Genomic DNA, 17812 nt, shown 5'->3' on the forward strand with positions numbered 1-17812 from the left:
GGTCCGCGAATCGCCGTGATACATGTTCACGACCTGCCGTGAGCGACGCCACCCCTGTCGCCGCGGGAGCGCTGTGCCGGCCGACCGTCGGCGTGCAGGAACTCCATCCGGGGGGATCGGGACCCGATCCGGACAGACCGGGTCGGTATGGAGAAAGGCGCACCACACATGACCTCTATGCAGGTCGACAAGCAACACGACGGCAATGAGGCACCTGGCGAGGCCCCCGAAGAGGGCTACCAGCGGGGTCTGGGAAACCGTCAGATCCAGATGATCGCCATTGGCGGCGCCATCGGTACCGGCCTCTTCCTCGGAGCCGGCAAGGCGATCTCCATGGCCGGGCCGAGCATCATCCTCGCCTACGCCATCGTCGGTCTGGTCATCTTCTTCATCATGCGGGCCCTGGGCGAGCTGCTCATGTACCGCCCTGTCTCCGGATCCTTCTCGGAGTACGGCCGCGAGTTCCTCGGCCCGTTCATCGGCTTCGTGACCGGCTGGACGTACTGGCTCTTCTGGGTCGTCACCGGCATCACGGAAGTGACCGCCGCGGCCACCTATGTGCAGTACTGGAACAAGGACATACCGCAATGGGCTGCGGCGCTCGTCTTCACGTGCGCGCTCTTCGGTATCAACCTGATCTCCGTGAAGATCTTCGGTGAGCTGGAATTCTGGTTCTCGATGGTCAAGGTCACTGCGATCATCGGCATGATCCTGATCGGCCTCGGCGTCATCACCCTCGGCTTCTCCGACGCCGGTGACACCGCCTCCTTCACCAACCTGTGGTCCCACGGCGGCTTCTTCCCCAAGGGCATCGGCGGCACGCTGATGACGCTGCAGATCGTGATGTTCGCCTTCCTCGCCGTCGAGCTCGTCGGTGTGACCGCGGGCGAGGCGACCAACCCGAAGAAGGTCCTGCCCAAGGCGATCAACACCGTGCCGTGGCGGATCGGCCTCTTCTACATCGGTGCGCTGATCATCATCCTGTCCGTCGTCAGCTGGACGGTCTTCGAGCCGGGCGTCAGCCCCTTCGTCGCCGCCTTCCAGCAGATCGGCCTGCCGGCCGGTGCCGGCATCGTCAACTTCGTGGTGCTGACCGCCGCACTCTCCTCGGCGAACTCCGGCATGTACTCCACCGGCCGGATGCTGCGCGACCTCGCGCTCAACGGCCAGGGCCCGAAGTTCTTCACCAAGCTGAGCAAGAACGGCCTGCCCACCTGGGGCACCGGCGTCTCGGTCGCGATGATGCTGTTCGGCGTCTACATCAACTACCAGTGGCCCGGTGAGGCGTTCAACTACGTCGTCTCCTTCGCCACCATCTCCGGTATGTGGGCGTGGATCGTCATCCTGGCCTCGCAGCTGCGCTACCGCGCCAAGGCGAACCGCGGCGAGCTGCCGCAGTCCGAGTTCAAGGCGCCCGGCAGCCCCTACACCTCGATCTTCGCGCTGGCCTTCATCGCCATGGTGATCGTGATGATGGGTGTCGACCCGGACGCCAGGATCTCGCTCTACGCGGCTCCCGTGTGGGCGCTCATCCTGGGCGTGGGCTACCTCTGCATCAAGCGGCGGGACGCGGCGAACGGCCTGACGGCCGGCGCGGCACCGAAGGACGCCCCCACCAAGGGCACCAAGAGCTGAGGCAGTAACGGGGACGGAAGAGGGCGAATCTCCCTGGCCGTCCAGCATGCGGGCCCGTGCGTACCACTCTTCGGTACGCGCGGGCCCGCTGTCTATTCTTGGCGCCATGCTGACCCTCACCAAGGCGCTCTTCGACCAGATCGTCGAGCACTCCCGCCAGGACCACCCCGACGAGGCCTGCGGCGTGGTCGCAGGCCCGGCGGGCAGTGACCGCCCCGAGCGGTTCATCCCGATGCTGAACGCCGCCCGTTCGCCCACGTTCTACGAATTCGACTCCGCCGACCTGCTCAAGCTCTACCGCGAGATGGACGACCGGGACGAGGAGCCGGTGATCATCTATCACTCGCACACCGCCACCGAGGCCTACCCCTCGCGTACCGACATCTCCTACGCGAACGAGCCCGGCGCCCACTATGTCCTGGTCTCCACCGCCGACACCGACGACGCCGGGCCCTTCCAGTTCCGCTCGTACCGGATCGTGGACGGCGAGGTCACCGAGGAAGAGGTCGAGGTCGTGGCGGCCTACTCCTGAGGTCGTCCCACCTGGTGTACACCAATCGTCCGCATCATGGGACGAGGTTCCAATACCCGGACCGGGAATCGATACGATGACCGCATGGTTGACCACGACGTGAGCGAGAAGAGGCCGGGCATGCTGCTGCTCGCTCCGCTCGCCACGCGTCGCTCGGCATCCGCACTGCTGGGCGCGTTCGGCTGCGGAGCCGCACGGCTGCACGTGGATCTGTGCCGCCTTTCCAGCGCCATCTGTCCGCGCTGCGCCGCCGCCTGACCGGGCCCGTACCGGCCGCGCGGCGCGCGCGCCGCCCCAGCCCCGTACTTCCGGCGTCACCCGACGCCCTCCCGGCACGCCGTAGCGCCGTGCACACGGGACGCACAGCCCCCGCCACCGCACTCCGACAGGAGCACTCTCATGGCCATCGAGGTCCGAATCCCCACCATCCTGCGCACCTACACCGACGGTCAGAAGGCCGTCGAGGGCAGCGGAGAGACCCTCGCCGACCTCTTCACCGACCTGGACAGCCGGCACACCGGCATCCGCGAGCGCATTGTCGACGGCGAGCAGCTGCGCCGCTTCGTGAACGTCTATCTCAACGACGAGGACGTCCGCTTCCTGGAAGGCATCTCCACCAAGCTCGCCGACGGCGACAACGTGACGATCCTCCCGGCAGTGGCCGGCGGAATGGTGTGACGTGCGGTACGACTCCCCGCTGGCGGCGGTCGGGAACACCCCTCTCGTCCGCCTCCCGCGCCTGTCACCCTCCGACGACGTCCGCATCTGGGCGAAGCTGGAGGACCGCAACCCCACGGGTTCGGTGAAGGACCGTCCCGCGCTGCACATGATCGAACAGGCCGAGAAGGACGGCCGGCTCACCCCCGGCTGCACCATCCTCGAACCGACCAGCGGCAACACCGGCATCTCGCTCGCCATGGCGGCCAAGCTCAAGGGCTACCGCATCGTGTGCGTCATGCCGGAGAACACCTCGTCCGAGCGGCGTGAGCTGCTCACGATGTGGGGCGCCGAGATCATCTCCTCGCCCGCCGCGGGCGGCTCCAACACGGCCGTCCGGGTGGCCAAGGAGCTGTCCGCCGAGCACCCCGACTGGGTGATGCTCTACCAGTACGGGAACCCCGACAACGCCGGTGCGCACTACGCCACCACCGGCCCCGAGATCCTCGCCGACCTCCCCTCCGTGACCCATTTCGTGGCCGGTCTGGGCACCACCGGCACGCTCATGGGCGTCGGCCGCTATCTGCGCGAGCAGGTCCCCGGCGTCCAGATCGTCGCCGCCGAGCCGCGCTACGACGATGTCGTCTACGGTCTGCGCAACCTCGACGAGGGCTTCATCCCCGAGCTCTACGACGAGTCCGTGCTCACCACCCGCTTCTCGGTCGGCTCACAGGACGCGGTCCGCCGCACCCGTGAACTCCTCGCCGAGGAAGGCATCTTCGCGGGCATCTCCACCGGCGCGGCGCTGCACGCCGCGATCGGCGTCGGCAAGAAGGCCGTCAAGGCGGGCGAGAGCGCCGACATCGTCTTCGTCGTCGCCGACGGCGGCTGGAAGTACCTCTCCACCGGCGTGTACACCGCCGAGTCCACGGAGGCGGCGATCGCCACGCTGCACGGCCAGCTCTGGGCGTAGGGGGTGTCTCCCCGGGGAGACACCCCCCGGCCGCCGGCCGACGGACCGGCCGTACCTGCCCGCCGCGCCCGGCACGTGTACCGCCGGGCCCTCGCCGTCGTGGTTCCCTACCACGGCGGCGGGACTCTTTCCGGGGGTGCACCCGCGAACGCCGGGGCACCCCCGCACCGCCTTGCGGCCGTGACGGTCAGCTCTCCTGACGAGGGCCCGGCGGAAGCCCGGCGGCACCGGTGACTACGTACGGGCGTACGGGGCGACAGCCCAGACTGGTGATTCCGCCCACAGCTCGCCCCGCTGGAGGAGCCACAGGACCTTTTGCGCCTTACGCTCGTGGGCACCGCACCGACCGCCCAGGACCCGGCACCACCCGGCAAGGCCCCGCCGGGAAACCCCGCATGGACCCTTCCCCGAGCTCTCGACGGGATTCCAGCAGGGGAGACCCCTATACCGCCGCCCCCGCCCACGGAGGTTCACGCCCGCTATGAAGCTCACCGTCGTCGGATGCTCGGGGTCGTTCCCTTCCATGGAATCGCCCTGTTCGAGCTACCTCCTGGAGGCCGACGGCTTCAGGCTGCTCCTCGACATGGGCAACGGCGCCCTGGGCGAGCTCCAGCGCCACATCGGCCTCTATGACCTGGACGCCGTACTCCTGTCGCATCTGCATGCCGATCACTGCATCGACCTGTGCGGCTATTTCGTGGTGCGCTATTACCGCCCGGACGGCGGCCGTTGCGCGCCGATGCCGGTCTACGGGCCGGCCGGCACCGAGCGCCGGCTGACCGTCGCGCACGCCGATCTGCCGTACGACGGCGCGATGAGCGAGGTCTTCGAGTTCCGCACCCTGACGCCGGGCACCTTCACCATCGGGCCGTTCACGATCCGCACGGAGCGGGTCAGCCACCCGGTGGAGTCCTTCGCCTTCCGCATCGAACACGGCGGCCGGTCCCTGACGTACTCCGGGGACACCGGCCCCTGCGACGCGCTGGAGAGCCTCGCCGCGGGTGCCGACTTCTTCCTGTGCGAGGCGTCCTTCACCTACGGCAAGGAAGACATCCCGGACCTGCACCTCAACGGCCGGGAGGCCGGCGAGATCGCCCAGCGGGCCGGTGCGGGGCGGCTGGTGCTGACCCACATCCCGCCGTGGACCGACCCGGGCATCAGCGTCCGTGACGCCCAGAAGGTCTATGACCGGCCGGTCGAGGTGGCCAAGGCGGGCGCGGTCTACGAGATCTGAGCGGGCGTCCCGTGGAACGGCGAAGGGCCCCGGAGTCTCTCGGCTCCGGGGCCCTTCGCTGTGCCGTACGGGTGGCTCAGGCCTTGAACTGCGCCTTGTCCAGCTCGGCGATCTCCTCGTCGGACTCGCGGCCCGGTGTGGGGAGGTTGAACTTCGTGATGGCGAACCGGAAGACCACGTAGTACAGCGCGGCGAAGCAGAGCCCCACCAGCGCCAGCAGCCACGGCTTGGTGGCGATGCCCAGGTTCAGCACGTAGTCGATGGCGCCGGCCGAGAAGCCGAAGCCGTCCTTCATGCCCAGGGCCCAGGTCAGCGCCATCGAGACGCCGGTCAGCACCGCGTGGATCGCGTACAGCACCGGGGCGATGAACATGAACGTGAACTCGATCGGCTCGGTGACGCCGGTGACGAAGGCGGTCAGCGCGAGCGAGAGCATCATGCCGCCGACGACCTTGCGGCGCTCGGGGCGGGCGCAGTGCACGATCGCCAGGCAGGCGGCCGGGAGCGCGAACATCATGATCGGGAAGAAGCCGGTCATGAACTGGCCGGCGTGCGGGTCGCCGGCGAGGAAGCGGGCGATGTCACCGTGCTTGCCGTCGAAGTCACCGGCCTGGAACCACGGGAAGGAGTTCAGCAGGTGGTGCATGCCGACCGGGATCAGCGCGCGGTTGGCGACACCGAAGATGCCCGCGCCGACGGCGCCGGAGCCGACCAGCCACTGGCCGAAGTCGTGCAGGGCCGTGCCCAGGACCGGCCAGATGTAGCCGAAGACGATGCCGATCACCAGGCCGGCGAACGAGGCCAGGATCGGTACGAGGCGCCGGCCGCTGAAGAAGCCCAGCCAGTCCGGGAGCTTCTTGCGGCTGTAGCGCTGGTAGAGCAGGGCGACCACGATGCCCATCACCACACCGCCGAGCACGCCCGCGTCCACCGGGGGTGCGACGTCGGCTATCTTTCCGTCGACGACCTTCTGGATCTTCGGCAGACTGGCGTCGCCGAAGGTGCCCAGCACCTTGCTGAAGACCAGGTAGCCGACGACGGCGGCCAGCGCGGTGGAGCCGTCCGCCTTCTTGGCGAAGCCGATGGCGATACCGACCGCGAACAGCAGCGGCATGTTGTCCAGGAGCGCGCCGCCGCCCGCCGCCATGAACTCGGCGATCTTGTTCAGGAAGGCGGGGAACGACTCCCGGCCGAGCATGTCCGGCTGGCCCAGGCGGACCATCAGCGCGGCGGCGGGCAGCGTGGCGATCGGCAGCATGAGGCTGCGGCCGATGCGCTGGGCCACTGCCATGGCGCCGGAGCCGCGGCCCTTCTTCTCGGGGGCCGCCGTGGCGGTGGCCGAACTCATCGGATTCCTCCTGGTGAGGCGGGCACTCGCAAGGGGGGACGGCCCGCTCGTTGGTCTACACCTTGGTCTACACCACTGGTGGTTTAGACCATTCTTAGCACGTAGAGCCGACATAAAGGAATCCATTCTTCCAAGTGGTGTGGACCACATGGAGACCGGCCCCTGGGTCACGGGACCCAGGGGCCGGCGGATGCGCCAACAAAGGCTGAGGTGGGGGCCGGTACGGCTGCCCCGGCGGGGGATTCCCGCGGAGTGCGCGCCGTCCTACTTCACGTTCTCCCGCTCCATCGCGTCCCCCACTTCATCCGGCTCGCGGCCGGGCGTCGCCAGCTTGAATTTCGTGATGACGAAACGGAAGAGGGCGTAGTAGACCACCGCGAAACACAAACCGATGGGAATGATCAGCCAGGGCTTGGTCGCCAGCCCCCAGTTGATGACGTAGTCGATCAGACCCGCCGAGAAGCTGAAGCTGTCGTGCACCCCCAGCGCCCAGCTCACCGCCATCGACACACCCGTCAGCACGGCATGGATCGCGTACAGCGCCGGCGCCACGAACATGAACGAATACTCGATCGGCTCGGTCACACCCGTCACGAACGACGTCAGACCGACCGACAGCATCATGCCCGCGATCTCCTTGCGGCGGTGCGGCTTGGCGCAGTGCGCGATCGCCAGCGCCGCGGCCGGCAGCGCGAACATCATGATCGGGAAGAAGCCGGTGGTGAACTGCCCCGCATCCGGGTCGCCCGCCAGGAACCGGTTGATGTCACCGTGGACGACCGTGCCGTCCGGTTTGGTGAAACTGCCGAACTGGAACCAGACGAAGGTGTTCAGGAACTGATGCAGGCCGATCACCAGCAGCGCACGGTTGGCGACACCGAAGATTCCTGAACCCCCCGCGCCCAGCCCTGACAGCCACTCGCTGAAGCTCGTCAGCCCGTCACCGACCGGCTGCCAGACGAACAGGCACAGCACCGCGAACACCAGGCCCACGAAGGCCATGATGATCGGGACCAGCCGGCGGCCGTTGAAGAACCCCAGCCAGTCCACCAGCTTCACCCGGTGAAAGCGCTGCCAGAGCCAGGCCGTCAGGAACCCCATGACGATGCCGCCGAACACCCCCGGGTTCTGGAAGGCAGCCGGCGTCACCGTCTGCGTCTTGTCCACGCACACCCCGCTCCACAGGCCCGCCTGCGTGTACGTCTGGCCCGAGGCGCAGCCGGACGGGAACGCGTGCAGCACCGAGAAGTAGACGAGGAATCCGGTCACCCCGGCCAGCGCCGTCGACCCGTCCGCCTTCTTGGCCATACCGATCGACACACCGATGCAGAACAGCAGCGGCAGCCCGAGCCCCGAATCCAGCAGCGCACCGCCCGCGGCCGCGAAGACCTTGCCGACGGCGTCCCAGCCCAGCCCGTCCGCGCCGAACACATCCGGCTGGCCAAGACGGTTGAGAATCCCCGCAGCGGGCAGTACGGCAATCGGCAGCTGGAGACTGCGCCCCATCTTCTGCAAGCCCTGGAAGAGATTCGACGCCCAGCCCTTCCACGGTGTCGCCGCCGCTGCGTTCGAACTCATCGGTGTCCTCCCGGCAGTCGGCCCGTCGGCAACCGACCTCGTGCTTGCCGCATACTGGTGGTGTAGACCACTCGTGGTGCACGCCGTTCCGGTGCGCACTCCGATGATCGCCATCCTTCGTCAGACAGCGGACAAACGCCCACATAGTTGGGCTGAACGTGCGTTACGGTGTGAAAACCGCACGGCGGGACCGCCGGCGGCCGAGACAAGCAGGAGTGGACATGGCCAGCAAGGCTGAGAAGATCGTCGCCGGGCTCGGCGGACTCGACAACATCGAAGAGGTCGAGGGCTGCATCACCCGCCTCCGCACCGAGGTCGTCGACTCCTCCCTCGTCGACGAGGCCGCCCTCAAGGCCGCCGGCGCCCACGGCGTCGTCAAGATGGGCACCGCGATCCAGGTTGTCATCGGCACCGACGCGGACCCCATCGCCGCCGAGATCGAAGACATGATGTGAGCTGACGAGCCGGCCTCCCGGCCGCTCCCGAAGGCCCCGCCCCGGACGATCCACCGCCCCGGAGTGGGGCCCTCGTCGTTCCCGATAGGGTCTACGCCATGTCTCGCATCGACGGCCGCACCGCCGAACAACTCCGCCCGGTCACCATCGAACGCGGCTGGAGCAAGCACGCCGAAGGCTCCGTCCTCATCTCCTTCGGCGACACCAAAGTCTTCTGCACCGCAACCGTCACCGAGGGCGTACCGCGCTGGCGCAAGGGCACCGGCGAAGGCTGGGTCACCGCCGAATACTCGATGCTGCCCCGCTCCACCAACACCCGCGGCGACCGCGAATCCGTACGCGGCAAGATCGGCGGCCGCACCCACGAAATCAGCCGCCTCATCGGCCGCTCCCTGCGCGCCGTCATCGACTACAAGGCCCTCGGCGAAAACACCATCGTCCTGGACTGCGACGTCCTCCAGGCCGACGGCGGCACCCGCACCGCCGCCATCACCGGCGCCTATGTCGCCCTCGCCGACGCCATCACCTGGGCCCAGGGCAAGAAACTCATCAAGCACGGCCGCAAGCCCCTCACCGGCACCGTCTCCGCCGTCAGCGTCGGCATCGTCGACGGCGCCCCCCTCCTCGACCTCTGCTACGAGGAAGACGTCCGCGCCGACACCGACATGAACGTCGTCTGCACCGGCGACGGCCGCTTCGTCGAGGTCCAGGGCACCGCCGAAGCCGAACCCTTCGCCCGCGAGGAACTCAACTCCCTCCTCGACCTCGCCGTGGCCGGCTGCGCCGAGCTCGACGAGGCCCAGCGGGCGGCGCTGGCCCGCACGCTCTGAAGCCACCCAGGGACACAGGGGGAGGACCCGGAGAACCCCGGAAACCTCCCCCTGTGACCCTTTTCTCATGGGACATCCATCTCTGGAAAACCCTCCCCGGCCCGTCGCATGGTGGAGACATGCCCACGACTGCTGTGACCGCGCCCCGCGTCCGCGCCCGCACCGGCGGGCCGCAGGACGACTCCCGACTCCTCGAGCACGTCCTCGGCTGGACCCTCGTCGTCGTCCTCGCCATGCTGCTCACCCAGACCGGGCTCGTCTGACGGCTGGGTCTGTCTGACGGCGGGCCTTGCCTGATCGCGGGTCCTGTCTGACGGCGGGCCTTGCCTCACCGCGGGTCCTGTCTGACCGCGGGAGTGATTCGCGGCGCCCGGTCCTGCTGCTGTCCGGTCCCCAGCTGCCGGGCCCCGCCGCCCTGCTCCTGCTGAGCGTCCCTGCCGTCCGGCTCTGTTGTCCGGTCCTCGCCCCTTGTCGCGGCGTCGGGGCAACCAAAACACCCCCGCCCGGCGTTTCTTCCTTTGCCCGAGCATGACCCAAGGGAAGGAACCGCACCATGGCCCCGCGTACGCGCCGGCACCGTCGCCCCGCCACCACCGCACTCGCCGCATTAGCTGCCGCCACCCTCGCGATACCGCTGCTCTCCGCCTGCGGAGCGGTCGAGAAGGCCATGGACTGCGCCAAGACCGCCACCTCCGTCGTCAACGCCGTCGACAAGCTCCAGCAGGCCGCGGACAACTCCCTCACCGATCCGCAGAAGGCCGAGCAGGCCCTCGACAACATCGACACCAACCTGAAGAAGCTCAGCAAGGACGCGCACGACCCGGAGCTGTCCAAGGCCATCGACAAGACGAACAACGGCATCAAGGCCGCCCGCAAGGACCTCGACAACAACAAGGCCCCCGACATTCAGCCGATCGTCGACGGGACCAGTGCAATGACCAAGATCTGCACACCGGGATAATCACTCCCCATGCAGCCTCACACCGGTGGACGTTCCACAGCCCCCCGTCGCCTCATCCTCGCCACCCGTAATGCGGGCAAGGTCATCGAACTCCGGGCCATCCTGGAGGCCGCCGACCTCGACGTCGACCTCGTCGGCGCCGACGCCTACCCCGACATCCCGGATGTCAAGGAAACCGGCGTCACCTTCGCCGAGAACGCGCTCCTCAAGGCCCACGCCCTCGCCGAGGCCACCGGCCACCCCGCCGTCGCCGACGACTCCGGCCTCTGTGTCGACGTCCTCGGCGGCGCCCCGGGGATCTTCTCCGCCCGCTGGGCCGGCACGCACGGCGACGACCAGGCCAACCTCACCCTGCTCCTCGCCCAGCTCGCCGACATCGCCGACGAACACCGCGCCGCCCACTTCGCCTGCGCCGCGGCCCTCGCCCTCCCCGACGGCACCCAGCGCGTCGTCGAGGGCAGGCTCGAAGGCACCCTCCGCCACACCCCCGCCGGCACCGGCGGCTTCGGCTACGACCCCGTCCTCCAGCCCCTCGGCGACACCCGCACCTGCGCCGAACTGACCCCCGACGAGAAGAACGCGATCAGCCACCGAGGCCAGGCCTTCCGGGCACTGGCACCGGTGGTGCGGGAGTTGCTGGGCTGAGTTTCGTCCTACGGAAATGGCCTGCGAACCGAACCTTCGATTCGCAGGCCATTCAGCGTGCGGCCGGAGGGACTCGAACCCTCAAGGGATTTCTCCCACAGCATCCTAAGTGCTGCGCGTAGGCCAATTCCGCCACGGCCGCCAGCCATCAGTCATCGTACCGGCCCGGCTGCCGAGGGAAGCGGGTGTGGGCTATCGGCCCTTGCGGCCGTTCCGGACAGGGCGGCCTCCGCGGCACCAAGTAGTAGTGATCGCATGGCAGTTGGGGCAGAGGAGCCGGAGGTTTTCCGCGCGGTCGTCGCTCCAGTCGCCGTTGATGTGGTCGACCTCAAGGGTCATGGGCTTGCCGTGCCACACGGGGGCTGTGTCGCACTCGGCACACCGCTCGGGTATGCCGATCTGTCGGAGCGCCCGTCGTAACTGCACGCTCCTCGTCCGGCGTGCGCCGCGGTGCTTGACGAGGATCTGCTCCGGAGACTTGGCGGGGGTGGGGCCGGGTCTGCCGCGCCGATGAGCCTGTCCCAGGAAGTGCGCGGTGCTGATGCCGCTTTCGGCCAGCCACTGCCGGAACTGTGAGCGCGTGCGCGCATTGTCCGGTCGACCCAGCCTGCGTAACGCACCGGCGAGGGAAGTGGACTCCGCGACTGCCTGGCGCAATTCGCTGTGGGGCGGAGGCGGGCAGGCCCGATGAGGGCTGCGTCGGCGTAGATGGGAGACGTCGATGCCGAAGTGGGCGAAGCGTTTGAAGAGGTATCGCTGGACTTGCCCGTAGGGACGGGTGCCGAGGAAGGCGACGACTTCGTCGATGTCCGTACAGGCATCTGCCGCTGCTTGAAGGGCTTCGTGTGTGTAGCGGACGCCGCCGCTCACTGCTGTGATCCCGCCGTGGTGCGGGGCTTCTTGTTGCGGCCCCGGTAGGTGTCGGTCGCCGAGTGGCAGTTGGGGCACAGCAACCGCAAATTCTGCGGGCGATTGTCCCGCCAGTTGCCGTCGACATGGTCCACTTCGAGCGGGAGCGGATGGCCGCGCCAGCACGGTTCCGTCCCGCAGAGAGCGCAGCGTTCGGCCGTGCCGAGGGCCAGCAGCGCGCGCTTGAGCCGGTCGCTGTGGATGCGACGACTGCCGACGGCATCGTCCTGTTTCCTCAGGATTTCGCCGGGAGTGCGCCGGCGGCGCGCCGAAGGGCCTGACCTGCTCCGCGGAGAGAAGTGCGAGATGTCGATTCCGAAGGCCCGGACACGTCGGCTGATGTGGGTGTGATGGCCGCCGACAGGGTCGAGTCCGAGCCGTCCCAAGACCTCATACATGTTCGTGGACCGCGCCACCGCTTCTTCGAGGATCTCTTTGGTCCAGCGCGCGCCCTCGCGTGCGAAGTGCGAGGTGTCGACGCCCATTGACCTCATCCGTTCGCGGAGATAGGGCCGCGACGCCCCCTTAGGATCCACGCCGAGCTTGATTAGCGCCTCCGAGAGCGTCCGCGAAGACGAAGCCGCCTCCACGAGCCGTTCCCGGGTATACGGACTGACCGGCACCATCCCCCCGTCCCGCGCACCAGGCCCACCCCCGCGCGCCCCTCGAACAGAACAACGATCGAACGTGGGGGCGGTTACGGCGGGTGGCGGAAAAGGAGGAAGGGGCCTCGGGGAGGATTCCCCGAGGCCCCTTGTTGTGCTGTGCCAGACAGGTCAGAAGCGCGGTTCCGGTGTCTGGGACTCGATGAGTTCGACGGCTTCTTCCTTGGTGGCCACGGAGGGCGGGGAGCCTTCGAGGGGCTGCTGGGCGGTTTCCTTCATGCAGGCCACGGCGATGACGCCGACGAGGGCGGCGCCCATCGTGTAGTAGGCGGGGACCATGACGTTGCCGTGGAAGGCGTCCATGAGGGCGGTGATCACCAGGGGCGTGGTGCCGCCGAAGAGGGAGACCGCCAGGTTGTAGCCGATGGAGAGCGAGCCGTAGCGGACGCTGGTGGGGAAGAGGGCGGGCAGGGCGGCGGACATGGTGCCCAGGAGGCAGACCAGGGAGAGTCCGAGCAGCGCCATACCGCCGCAGACGGCGGGGATGCTGCCCTGCTTGACCAGCAGGAACGCCGGGATCGCGAAGATGAAGAAGCCGAGCATTCCGGCCATCAGGAGGGGCTTGCGGCCGTAGCGGTCGTTCAGTTTGCCGACGGTGCTGATGACGCACATCAGGGCGAGCATCGTGCCGAGGAGGATCAGCAGACCGTGGGACTCCTCGTAGTGGAGGGTGTCCGTCAGGTACGTCGGCATGTACGACAGCAGCATGTAGTCGGTGATGTTGTACGCGCCGACCAGGGCGATGCAGAGGATGAGGGTGGGCCACTGCTGGGTGAAGATCTCGCCGATCTTCTTCTTGGGGGCGTTCTCGGAGAGGTGCGAGAACTCGGCCTCGGCCTCGACGACGGAGCCGGTGGCGCTGTGGGTGTGGGAGGCCTCGAACTTCTGGAAGGCCGGGGTCTCGTCGAGCTTGACCCGGAGGTAGAGACCCACCAGGCCGAGCGGGCCGGCGATCAGGAACGGGAGGCGCCAGCCCCAGTGGAGCATGGCGTCGTCGCCGAGGGTGGTGTTGAGCAGCAGCACGATGCCGGCGGCGCCGGTGTAGCCGATGAGGGTGCCCATCTCCAGGAAGCTGCCGAAGTAGCCGCGCTTCTTGTCGGGGGCGTATTCGGCGATGAAGGTGGAGGCGCCGCCGTACTCGCCGCCGGTGGAGAAGCCCTGGACGAGGCGGAAGAGGATGAGCAGGACGGGCGACCAGAAGCCGATGGTGTCGTAGGACGGGATCAGGCCGATGCAGAAGGTGCCCAGCGCCATCATGATCATGGTGAGGGCGAGGACCTTCTTGCGGCCGACGCGGTCGCCGAGCGGGCCGAAGTAGGCGCCGCCGATGGGGCGTACGAGGAAGGCCACGGCGAACGTCGCGAAGGACGACAGCAGGCTGGCGGTGTCGCTGCCGCCGGGGAAGAAGACCTTGCCGATGGTGACCGCGAGATAGCTGTAGATCCCGAAGTCGAACCATTCCATGGCGTTACCGAGCGCGGCGGCCTTCACGGCGCGCTTGACGGTGGGTTCGTCGGTGACGGTGATGTCGGTGCGCCGCAGTTTGGGGTTCTTGCGCCGGGCGACGGCACGGAAGAGCACCCGGTGGCGCTTGAGCGCTTCCCGGTCCGGGTCGGGAACGGGTTCTGCTTCGGTGCTGCCGGTCGGCACGAGGCGGTCCTCTCGGTCGGTCACCGCGCGGTGCGCGGTGGGGATACGACAGGTGCGCCTGCGCAGTGGAGCGCCACTTAAAACCACTCTGGCCGGACGAAGCGAGATACGTCACGCGCGGCTGGCCCTCCCGGAGTACCGGAAGGCGCTCTGAGCAGGGGCGGAGCGGGGCAGCGCCAGAGGTGCGACAGGGCTTGTTACAGGACTGGTACACAGCCGAGCGGTCACCGCAGCGTTGGGGCAATCAGCCTGTGTCCGGGGCACGGGAGAGTGGGGCGCCGGGTGCGGCATTCGTGTTGCGGGGTGGGGGTACGGGGCGTGGTCCCCGGGAGGAGATCGTGATGACCGACCGCGAAGGGTCCCGCTGGATCCGGGGGCGCACCGCGCTGGTGGCCTTTGCCGTGGTGACGGCGCTGACGGCCGGCGGGGTGTGGTTCGGCCAGGCGTCGGACCGTGCGTCGGCGGTGGATGCCGCGCCGAAGACGTCCGCGGTGCAGGACGTGAAGGAGGACGGCAAGCGGTCGGGGGGCCTGCCGGGTGTCCGGGACTGCGGGGTCGGCGCGCCGGAGTCCAAACCCCATGTGATTACGCTGACCTGCAAGGATGCCGGCATGGTGGCGACCGGGATCGCGTGGAAGTACTACGGTTCGCGCGAGGCTCTGGGGGTCGGTGTGGTGCAGGTGGAGAAGGCCGGTGCGGGCGTGGGCAGGGACGGGGGTTTCCCGGCGACCTTCCGGCTCTACGGGCCGAAGGCGGTCGACGGCGGGCAGGTGTTCACCGGTCTCGAGGTGACCTACGAGGGCTCGACGCCGCTCGGTGACACGACGGAGATGTACACCCTCGCGTGATGGGCATTCGAGGCCGGATCGCCCTGGCCATTTCGTGTATGACGGCGCTGGCCGTGGTGGTGCTCGGGTTCGCGGTGCAGCACATAGCGGATGTCGAGCGCGAGCGGTCGGCGCGGGCGTATCAGGACGACCGGCTGAGTTCGGCGCTACAGATCTACGAGCGGGACGGCACGCGTGCGCTGGGCGCGCAGCTGGACGATGCGACGCTGCCGTCGCCGTTGCGCGAAGCGGTGTTCAGGAAGCAGTCGGGGACGTACATCAGCGGCGGTGAGGATCCGCGGGTGTGGGCGGCGACCGGGGTCGGCGACGGCGGCGAGGGGGCTTCGATGCGGACGCTGTCGGTGTCGGCGCCGTATCCGGACGACGATCCGACGCAGCTGGCGCTGAACCGGGCGCTGCTGATCGCGGGGTGCGGCACGGTCACGCTGATGGCGGTGGTGTCGTGGTTCGTGTCGCAGCGGCTGTCGCGGCGGCTGCGGATGAGTGCGGCGGCGGCGCGGCGGATCGCGGCGGGGGAGGCGCCCGACGCGGATGCGCTGGCGAGTCACGGCCGCGACGAGGTGGCCGAGTTGGGCCGCAGTGTGCATCACATGGCGACGTCGCTGGCGGCCCAGGCGCAGGCGGAGCGGGAGTTCACCGCGGATGTGGCGCATGAGCTGCGGACGCCGGTGGCCGGTCTGGTGGCCGCCGCGGAGCTGTTGCCGCAGCCGCGGGCGGTGGAGATGGTGCAGGACCGGGCGCAGGCGATGCGGCGGCTGGTGGAGGACCTGCTGGAGGTTTCGCGGCTGGACGCGGGGGTGGAGCGGGCGGATGTGGACGCCTGTGAGCTGCCGTCGCTGGTGCGCGGGATCGTGAAGCGGGCGGCGCGGCAGCGCGGGGTGGACGAGGTGTCGGTGACCGTGGAGGGGGAGCCGCGGATCGTGGAGACGGACCGGCGGCGGGTGGAGCGGGTGCTGGTGAATCTTCTGGCCAACGCGGCCAAGCACGGCAAGCCGCCGATCGAGGTGGTGGTGGCGGGGTCGCGGATCGTGGTGCGCGATCACGGCCTGGGCTATCCGGCGGAGCTGTGTGCGGAGGGGCCGCGGCGGTTCCGTACGGCGGCGCCGGAGCGGGGGACCGGGCACGGTCTGGGGCTGACGATCGCGGCCGGGCAGGCACATGTGCTGGGGGCGCGGCTGGACTTCGGCGCCGCCGCGGAGGGCGGCGCCGAAGCGGTGCTGGAACTGCCGGACCGGGTGGGGACGGCGTGCCCTACAGCCCCAGGTCCTTGATGATCTTGGCGACATGGCCGGTGGCCTTGACGTTGTAGAGGGCGCGCTCGACCTTGCCTTGCTCGTCGAGGATGACGGTGGAGCGGATGACGCCGGTGACGGTCTTGCCGTAGAGCTTCTTCTCGCCGAAGGCGCCGTAGGCCGTGAGGACCTCCTTGTCGGGGTCGCCGAGCAGGGTGACCTCGAGCTCTTCCTTCTCGCGGAACTTGGCGAGCTTCTCCGGCTTGTCGGGGGAGATGCCGATGACGTCGTAGCCGTGGCCGGCGAGGAAGTCGAGGTTGTCCGTGAAGTCGCAGGCCTGCTTGGTGCATCCGGGGGTCAGGGCGGCCGGGTAGAAGTACACGATGACCTTGCGCCCCTTGTGGTCGGCGAGCGAGACCTGCTTGCCGTCCGCGTCGGGCAGGGTGAAGGCGGGGGCGGTGTCGCCGGGCTGTAGTCGCTCGCTCATGGCTCTCCTTAGCGTGGGTCCGTACGCCCCGACACTAGCCAGCCGGGGCGCGGAACGGTGCCGGGGGCGTCTCGGGGGTGCGAAACGGGGGTGCTGTGGGGCGCAGGGGGGCATGAGCTGACAGACTGTCCATCACGAATCGGCAGTCAGCCAGGTGGCCGGTTCCGTACGGGGCTCGTGCCCGGCCCTCGTACGCATCGGCGCGAGACGACGGAGGCAGCGCGGTGGCGGAAGCCAGGACCCCGACGCAGATCGAGGCGGATATCGTCCGCAGGCGGCAGGAGCTCGCCGTCACGCTCGACGAGATCGGTGTGCGGCTGCACCCGAAGACGATCATGGACGATGCCAAGGCGAGGGCGTCGGCCGCCGTGGACCGTACGGCGGGGCGGGCGTATGTGGCCGCCAATCGTGCGCTCACGGACGTGCGGGCCCAGTTGGTGTCGGAGGACGGGGCGCCGCGACTGGAGCGGATCATTCCGGTGGCGATGGTCGGTGTGGCCGTGGTCGGCCTGCTGACGCTGCGTGCCTCCAAGCGGCGCTGCTGAGGGCGCTCCCGCAGCGCGCGCCTGACGGATCACGGCCGGCCCCGGGGCGGCCCGTGGTGCGTGCCGGGCGTCGCCGGGCAGGTACGGTCATGCCGTGAGCCCGAATAACACCAAGGACACCCACGACAAGCTGCCGATCCGGATGCTGCACGACCGTGTGCTGGTCCGGACGGACATCCCCGAGGGCGAGCGCCGCTCGTCGGGGGGCATCGTCATTCCCGCGACCGCGGCGGTCGGCCGTCGCCTGGCCTGGGCCGAGGTGGTCGCGGTCGGGCAGAACGTGCGGACCGTGGAGGTCGGGGACCGGGTGCTGTACGACCCGGAGGACCGGGCCGAGGTCGAGGTGCGCGGGGTGGCGTATGTGCTGATGCGCGAGCGCGATCTGCATGCGGTGGCCGCGGAGCGGCTGGAGGGCGCGGAGGACGCGACCGGGCTGTATCTGTAGCCCCCGGGACCTGTGGCCCCCGGGACCTGTGGCCCCATAACCTGTAGCCCCCGGAACGGGCGGTGACCGCGGTCACCGCCCGTTCCGCTGCCCTTTGCTAGCCTCGGGACGCACCCGACGAGACGCGCCGTACCGGGTCAGGACAAGACGACGCACCCCTGTTGAAGCTCTTTTCGCGGAGGT

21 protein-coding genes, 1 tRNA gene and 1 riboswitch are annotated in these 17812 nt (G+C 68.9%); of the genes, 15 read left to right on the top strand and 7 right to left on the bottom strand.

The genetic code is table 11. The features are described from left to right. Positions 1-168 precede the first annotated feature (168 nt). From IF67_RS0118235 to IF67_RS0118260, 6 genes are all read left to right on the top strand, one after another. The gene (locus IF67_RS0118235; protein ID WP_037839532.1) at positions 169-1635 is read left to right on the top strand and encodes an amino acid permease; all 1467 of its coding nucleotides are present in this window, start codon (positions 169-171) and stop codon (positions 1633-1635) included. Positions 1636-1741: 106 nt separating this feature from the next. Then, entirely contained in the window at positions 1742-2167 is a 426-nt protein-coding gene (locus IF67_RS0118240; protein WP_030986904.1) for a Mov34/MPN/PAD-1 family protein, read from the top strand. 84 nt (positions 2168-2251) lie between these two features. After that, positions 2252-2425 (top strand): putative leader peptide, encoded by a 174-nt coding sequence (locus IF67_RS41625; protein WP_107426016.1) that lies wholly within the window; start codon positions 2252-2254, stop codon positions 2423-2425. Between the two features lie 141 nt (positions 2426-2566). Then, positions 2567-2845 (top strand): MoaD/ThiS family protein, encoded by a 279-nt coding sequence (locus IF67_RS0118250; protein ID WP_030077388.1) that lies wholly within the window; start codon positions 2567-2569, stop codon positions 2843-2845. Between the two features lies 1 nt (position 2846). Beyond that, positions 2847-3797: a PLP-dependent cysteine synthase family protein gene (locus IF67_RS0118255; RefSeq protein ID WP_030986907.1), complete on the top strand. Its 951-nt coding sequence runs from the start codon at positions 2847-2849 to the stop codon at positions 3795-3797. 481 nt (positions 3798-4278) lie between these two features. Next, entirely contained in the window at positions 4279-5031 is a 753-nt protein-coding gene (locus IF67_RS0118260) for an MBL fold metallo-hydrolase (RefSeq protein WP_030986909.1), read from the top strand. A gap of 76 nt (positions 5032-5107) precedes the next feature. On the opposite strand, the gene IF67_RS0118265 is transcribed toward IF67_RS0118260, so the two are convergent. Both IF67_RS0118265 and IF67_RS0118270 read right to left on the bottom strand, forming a co-directional pair. Then, positions 5108-6379: a PTS transporter subunit EIIC gene (locus IF67_RS0118265; protein WP_030986911.1), complete on the bottom strand. Its 1272-nt coding sequence runs from the start codon at positions 6377-6379 to the stop codon at positions 5108-5110. A 264-nt stretch (positions 6380-6643) separates the two neighbouring features. Beyond that, complete coding sequence (locus IF67_RS0118270) at positions 6644-7957, bottom strand: PTS transporter subunit EIIC (RefSeq protein ID WP_030986912.1); 1314 nt, start codon at positions 7955-7957, stop codon at positions 6644-6646. Positions 7958-8172: 215 nt separating this feature from the next. Between IF67_RS0118270 and IF67_RS0118275 the strand changes: the two genes are divergently transcribed. The 5 genes from IF67_RS0118275 to rdgB all read left to right on the top strand — a co-directional run bounded on the left by IF67_RS0118275 (position 8173) and on the right by rdgB (position 10848). Next, positions 8173-8412 carry a glucose PTS transporter subunit EIIB gene (locus IF67_RS0118275; RefSeq protein WP_208683897.1) on the top strand — a complete coding sequence of 80 codons (240 nt, stop codon included), beginning with the start codon at positions 8173-8175 and terminating at the stop codon, positions 8410-8412. Positions 8413-8510: 98 nt separating this feature from the next. Continuing rightward, complete coding sequence (gene rph, locus IF67_RS0118280) at positions 8511-9242, top strand: ribonuclease PH (RefSeq protein WP_030986915.1); 732 nt, start codon at positions 8511-8513, stop codon at positions 9240-9242. Between the two features lie 119 nt (positions 9243-9361). Next, a complete protein-coding gene (locus IF67_RS43050; RefSeq protein ID WP_107050244.1) occupies positions 9362-9505 on the top strand; it encodes an SCO1431 family membrane protein in 144 nt (47 codons plus the stop codon). A gap of 290 nt (positions 9506-9795) precedes the next feature. Further along, positions 9796-10203: a hypothetical protein gene (locus IF67_RS0118290; protein WP_030986917.1), complete on the top strand. Its 408-nt coding sequence runs from the start codon at positions 9796-9798 to the stop codon at positions 10201-10203. 9 nt (positions 10204-10212) lie between these two features. Then, positions 10213-10848, top strand: coding sequence for an RdgB/HAM1 family non-canonical purine NTP pyrophosphatase (gene rdgB / locus IF67_RS0118295; protein WP_030986918.1), 636 nt, complete (start codon positions 10213-10215; stop codon positions 10846-10848). 58 nt (positions 10849-10906) lie between these two features. Here rdgB and IF67_RS0118300 read toward each other — a convergent pair. The 4 genes from IF67_RS0118300 to IF67_RS0118310 form a co-directional block, all read right to left on the bottom strand. Beyond that, positions 10907-10990 (bottom strand) — tRNA-Leu (locus tag IF67_RS0118300). 50 nt (positions 10991-11040) lie between these two features. Continuing rightward, on the bottom strand, positions 11041-11718 hold the full coding sequence (locus IF67_RS41630) for an HNH endonuclease signature motif containing protein (protein WP_037839534.1): 678 nt from the start codon (positions 11716-11718) through the stop codon (positions 11041-11043). Next, positions 11715-12380 carry an HNH endonuclease signature motif containing protein gene (locus IF67_RS0118305; RefSeq protein ID WP_107050246.1) on the bottom strand — a complete coding sequence of 222 codons (666 nt, stop codon included), beginning with the start codon at positions 12378-12380 and terminating at the stop codon, positions 11715-11717. Before IF67_RS0118305 ends, IF67_RS41630 begins: the two co-directional genes overlap by 4 nt. 153 nt (positions 12381-12533) lie before the next feature. Beyond that, a complete protein-coding gene (locus IF67_RS0118310; protein WP_030986922.1) occupies positions 12534-14072 on the bottom strand; it encodes an MFS transporter in 1539 nt (512 codons plus the stop codon). A gap of 341 nt (positions 14073-14413) precedes the next feature. On the opposite strand from IF67_RS0118310, the gene IF67_RS0118315 reads away from it, so the two are divergent. Beyond that, complete coding sequence (locus tag IF67_RS0118315; RefSeq protein WP_030986924.1) at positions 14414-14920, top strand: hypothetical protein; 507 nt, start codon at positions 14414-14416, stop codon at positions 14918-14920. After that, positions 14920-16191 carry a sensor histidine kinase gene (locus IF67_RS0118320; protein ID WP_037839535.1) on the top strand — a complete coding sequence of 424 codons (1272 nt, stop codon included), beginning with the start codon at positions 14920-14922 and terminating at the stop codon, positions 16189-16191. Before IF67_RS0118315 ends, IF67_RS0118320 begins: the two co-directional genes overlap by 1 nt. Here the strand turns inward: IF67_RS0118320 and bcp are convergent. Continuing rightward, a complete protein-coding gene (bcp, locus tag IF67_RS0118325; RefSeq protein ID WP_030986927.1) occupies positions 16172-16639 on the bottom strand; it encodes a thioredoxin-dependent thiol peroxidase in 468 nt (155 codons plus the stop codon). The two genes, IF67_RS0118320 and bcp, sit on opposite strands and share 20 nt — an antisense overlap. Positions 16640-16863: 224 nt before the next feature. On the opposite strand from bcp, the gene IF67_RS0118330 reads away from it, so the two are divergent. Beyond that, entirely contained in the window at positions 16864-17184 is a 321-nt protein-coding gene (locus IF67_RS0118330) for a DUF3618 domain-containing protein (protein ID WP_030986929.1), read from the top strand. A gap of 142 nt (positions 17185-17326) precedes the next feature. Next, a complete protein-coding gene (locus IF67_RS0118335; protein ID WP_048828920.1) occupies positions 17327-17629 on the top strand; it encodes a GroES family chaperonin in 303 nt (100 codons plus the stop codon). 84 nt (positions 17630-17713) lie between these two features. Then, positions 17714-17786: riboswitch (guanidine-III (ykkC-III) riboswitch) on the top strand. Positions 17787-17812: the final 26 nt, after the last annotated feature.

Origin of the sequence: Streptomyces sp. NRRL S-1813 (assembly GCF_000719605.1) — a bacterium.
Classification (GTDB): domain Bacteria; phylum Actinomycetota; class Actinomycetes; order Streptomycetales; family Streptomycetaceae; genus Streptomyces; species Streptomyces decoyicus.

Bases quoted from the DNA above. Each gene is read 5' to 3' on its own strand.
- IF67_RS43050 (WP_107050244.1), top strand. From the start codon at position 9,362: ATGCCCACGACTGCTGTGACCGCGCCCCGCGTCCGCGCCCGCACCGGC.
- IF67_RS0118315 (WP_030986924.1), top strand. From the start codon at position 14,414: ATGACCGACCGCGAAGGGTCCCGCTGGATCCGGGGGCGCACCGCGCTG.
- IF67_RS0118335 (WP_048828920.1), top strand. From the start codon at position 17,327: ATGCTGCACGACCGTGTGCTGGTCCGGACGGACATCCCCGAGGGCGAG.
- rdgB (WP_030986918.1), top strand. From the start codon at position 10,213: ATGCAGCCTCACACCGGTGGACGTTCCACAGCCCCCCGTCGCCTCATC.
- IF67_RS41625 (WP_107426016.1), top strand. From the start codon at position 2,252: ATGGTTGACCACGACGTGAGCGAGAAGAGGCCGGGCATGCTGCTGCTC.
- IF67_RS0118235 (WP_037839532.1), top strand. From the start codon at position 169: ATGACCTCTATGCAGGTCGACAAGCAACACGACGGCAATGAGGCACCT.
- IF67_RS0118270 (WP_030986912.1), bottom strand. From the start codon at position 7,957: ATGAGTTCGAACGCAGCGGCGGCGACACCGTGGAAGGGCTGGGCGTCG.
- rph (WP_030986915.1), top strand. From the start codon at position 8,511: ATGTCTCGCATCGACGGCCGCACCGCCGAACAACTCCGCCCGGTCACC.
- IF67_RS0118265 (WP_030986911.1), bottom strand. From the start codon at position 6,379: ATGAGTTCGGCCACCGCCACGGCGGCCCCCGAGAAGAAGGGCCGCGGC.
- IF67_RS0118240 (WP_030986904.1), top strand. From the start codon at position 1,742: ATGCTGACCCTCACCAAGGCGCTCTTCGACCAGATCGTCGAGCACTCC.
- IF67_RS0118290 (WP_030986917.1), top strand. From the start codon at position 9,796: ATGGCCCCGCGTACGCGCCGGCACCGTCGCCCCGCCACCACCGCACTC.
- IF67_RS0118260 (WP_030986909.1), top strand. From the start codon at position 4,279: ATGAAGCTCACCGTCGTCGGATGCTCGGGGTCGTTCCCTTCCATGGAA.
- bcp (WP_030986927.1), bottom strand. From the start codon at position 16,639: ATGAGCGAGCGACTACAGCCCGGCGACACCGCCCCCGCCTTCACCCTG.
- IF67_RS0118250 (WP_030077388.1), top strand. From the start codon at position 2,567: ATGGCCATCGAGGTCCGAATCCCCACCATCCTGCGCACCTACACCGAC.
- IF67_RS0118320 (WP_037839535.1), top strand. From the start codon at position 14,920: ATGGGCATTCGAGGCCGGATCGCCCTGGCCATTTCGTGTATGACGGCG.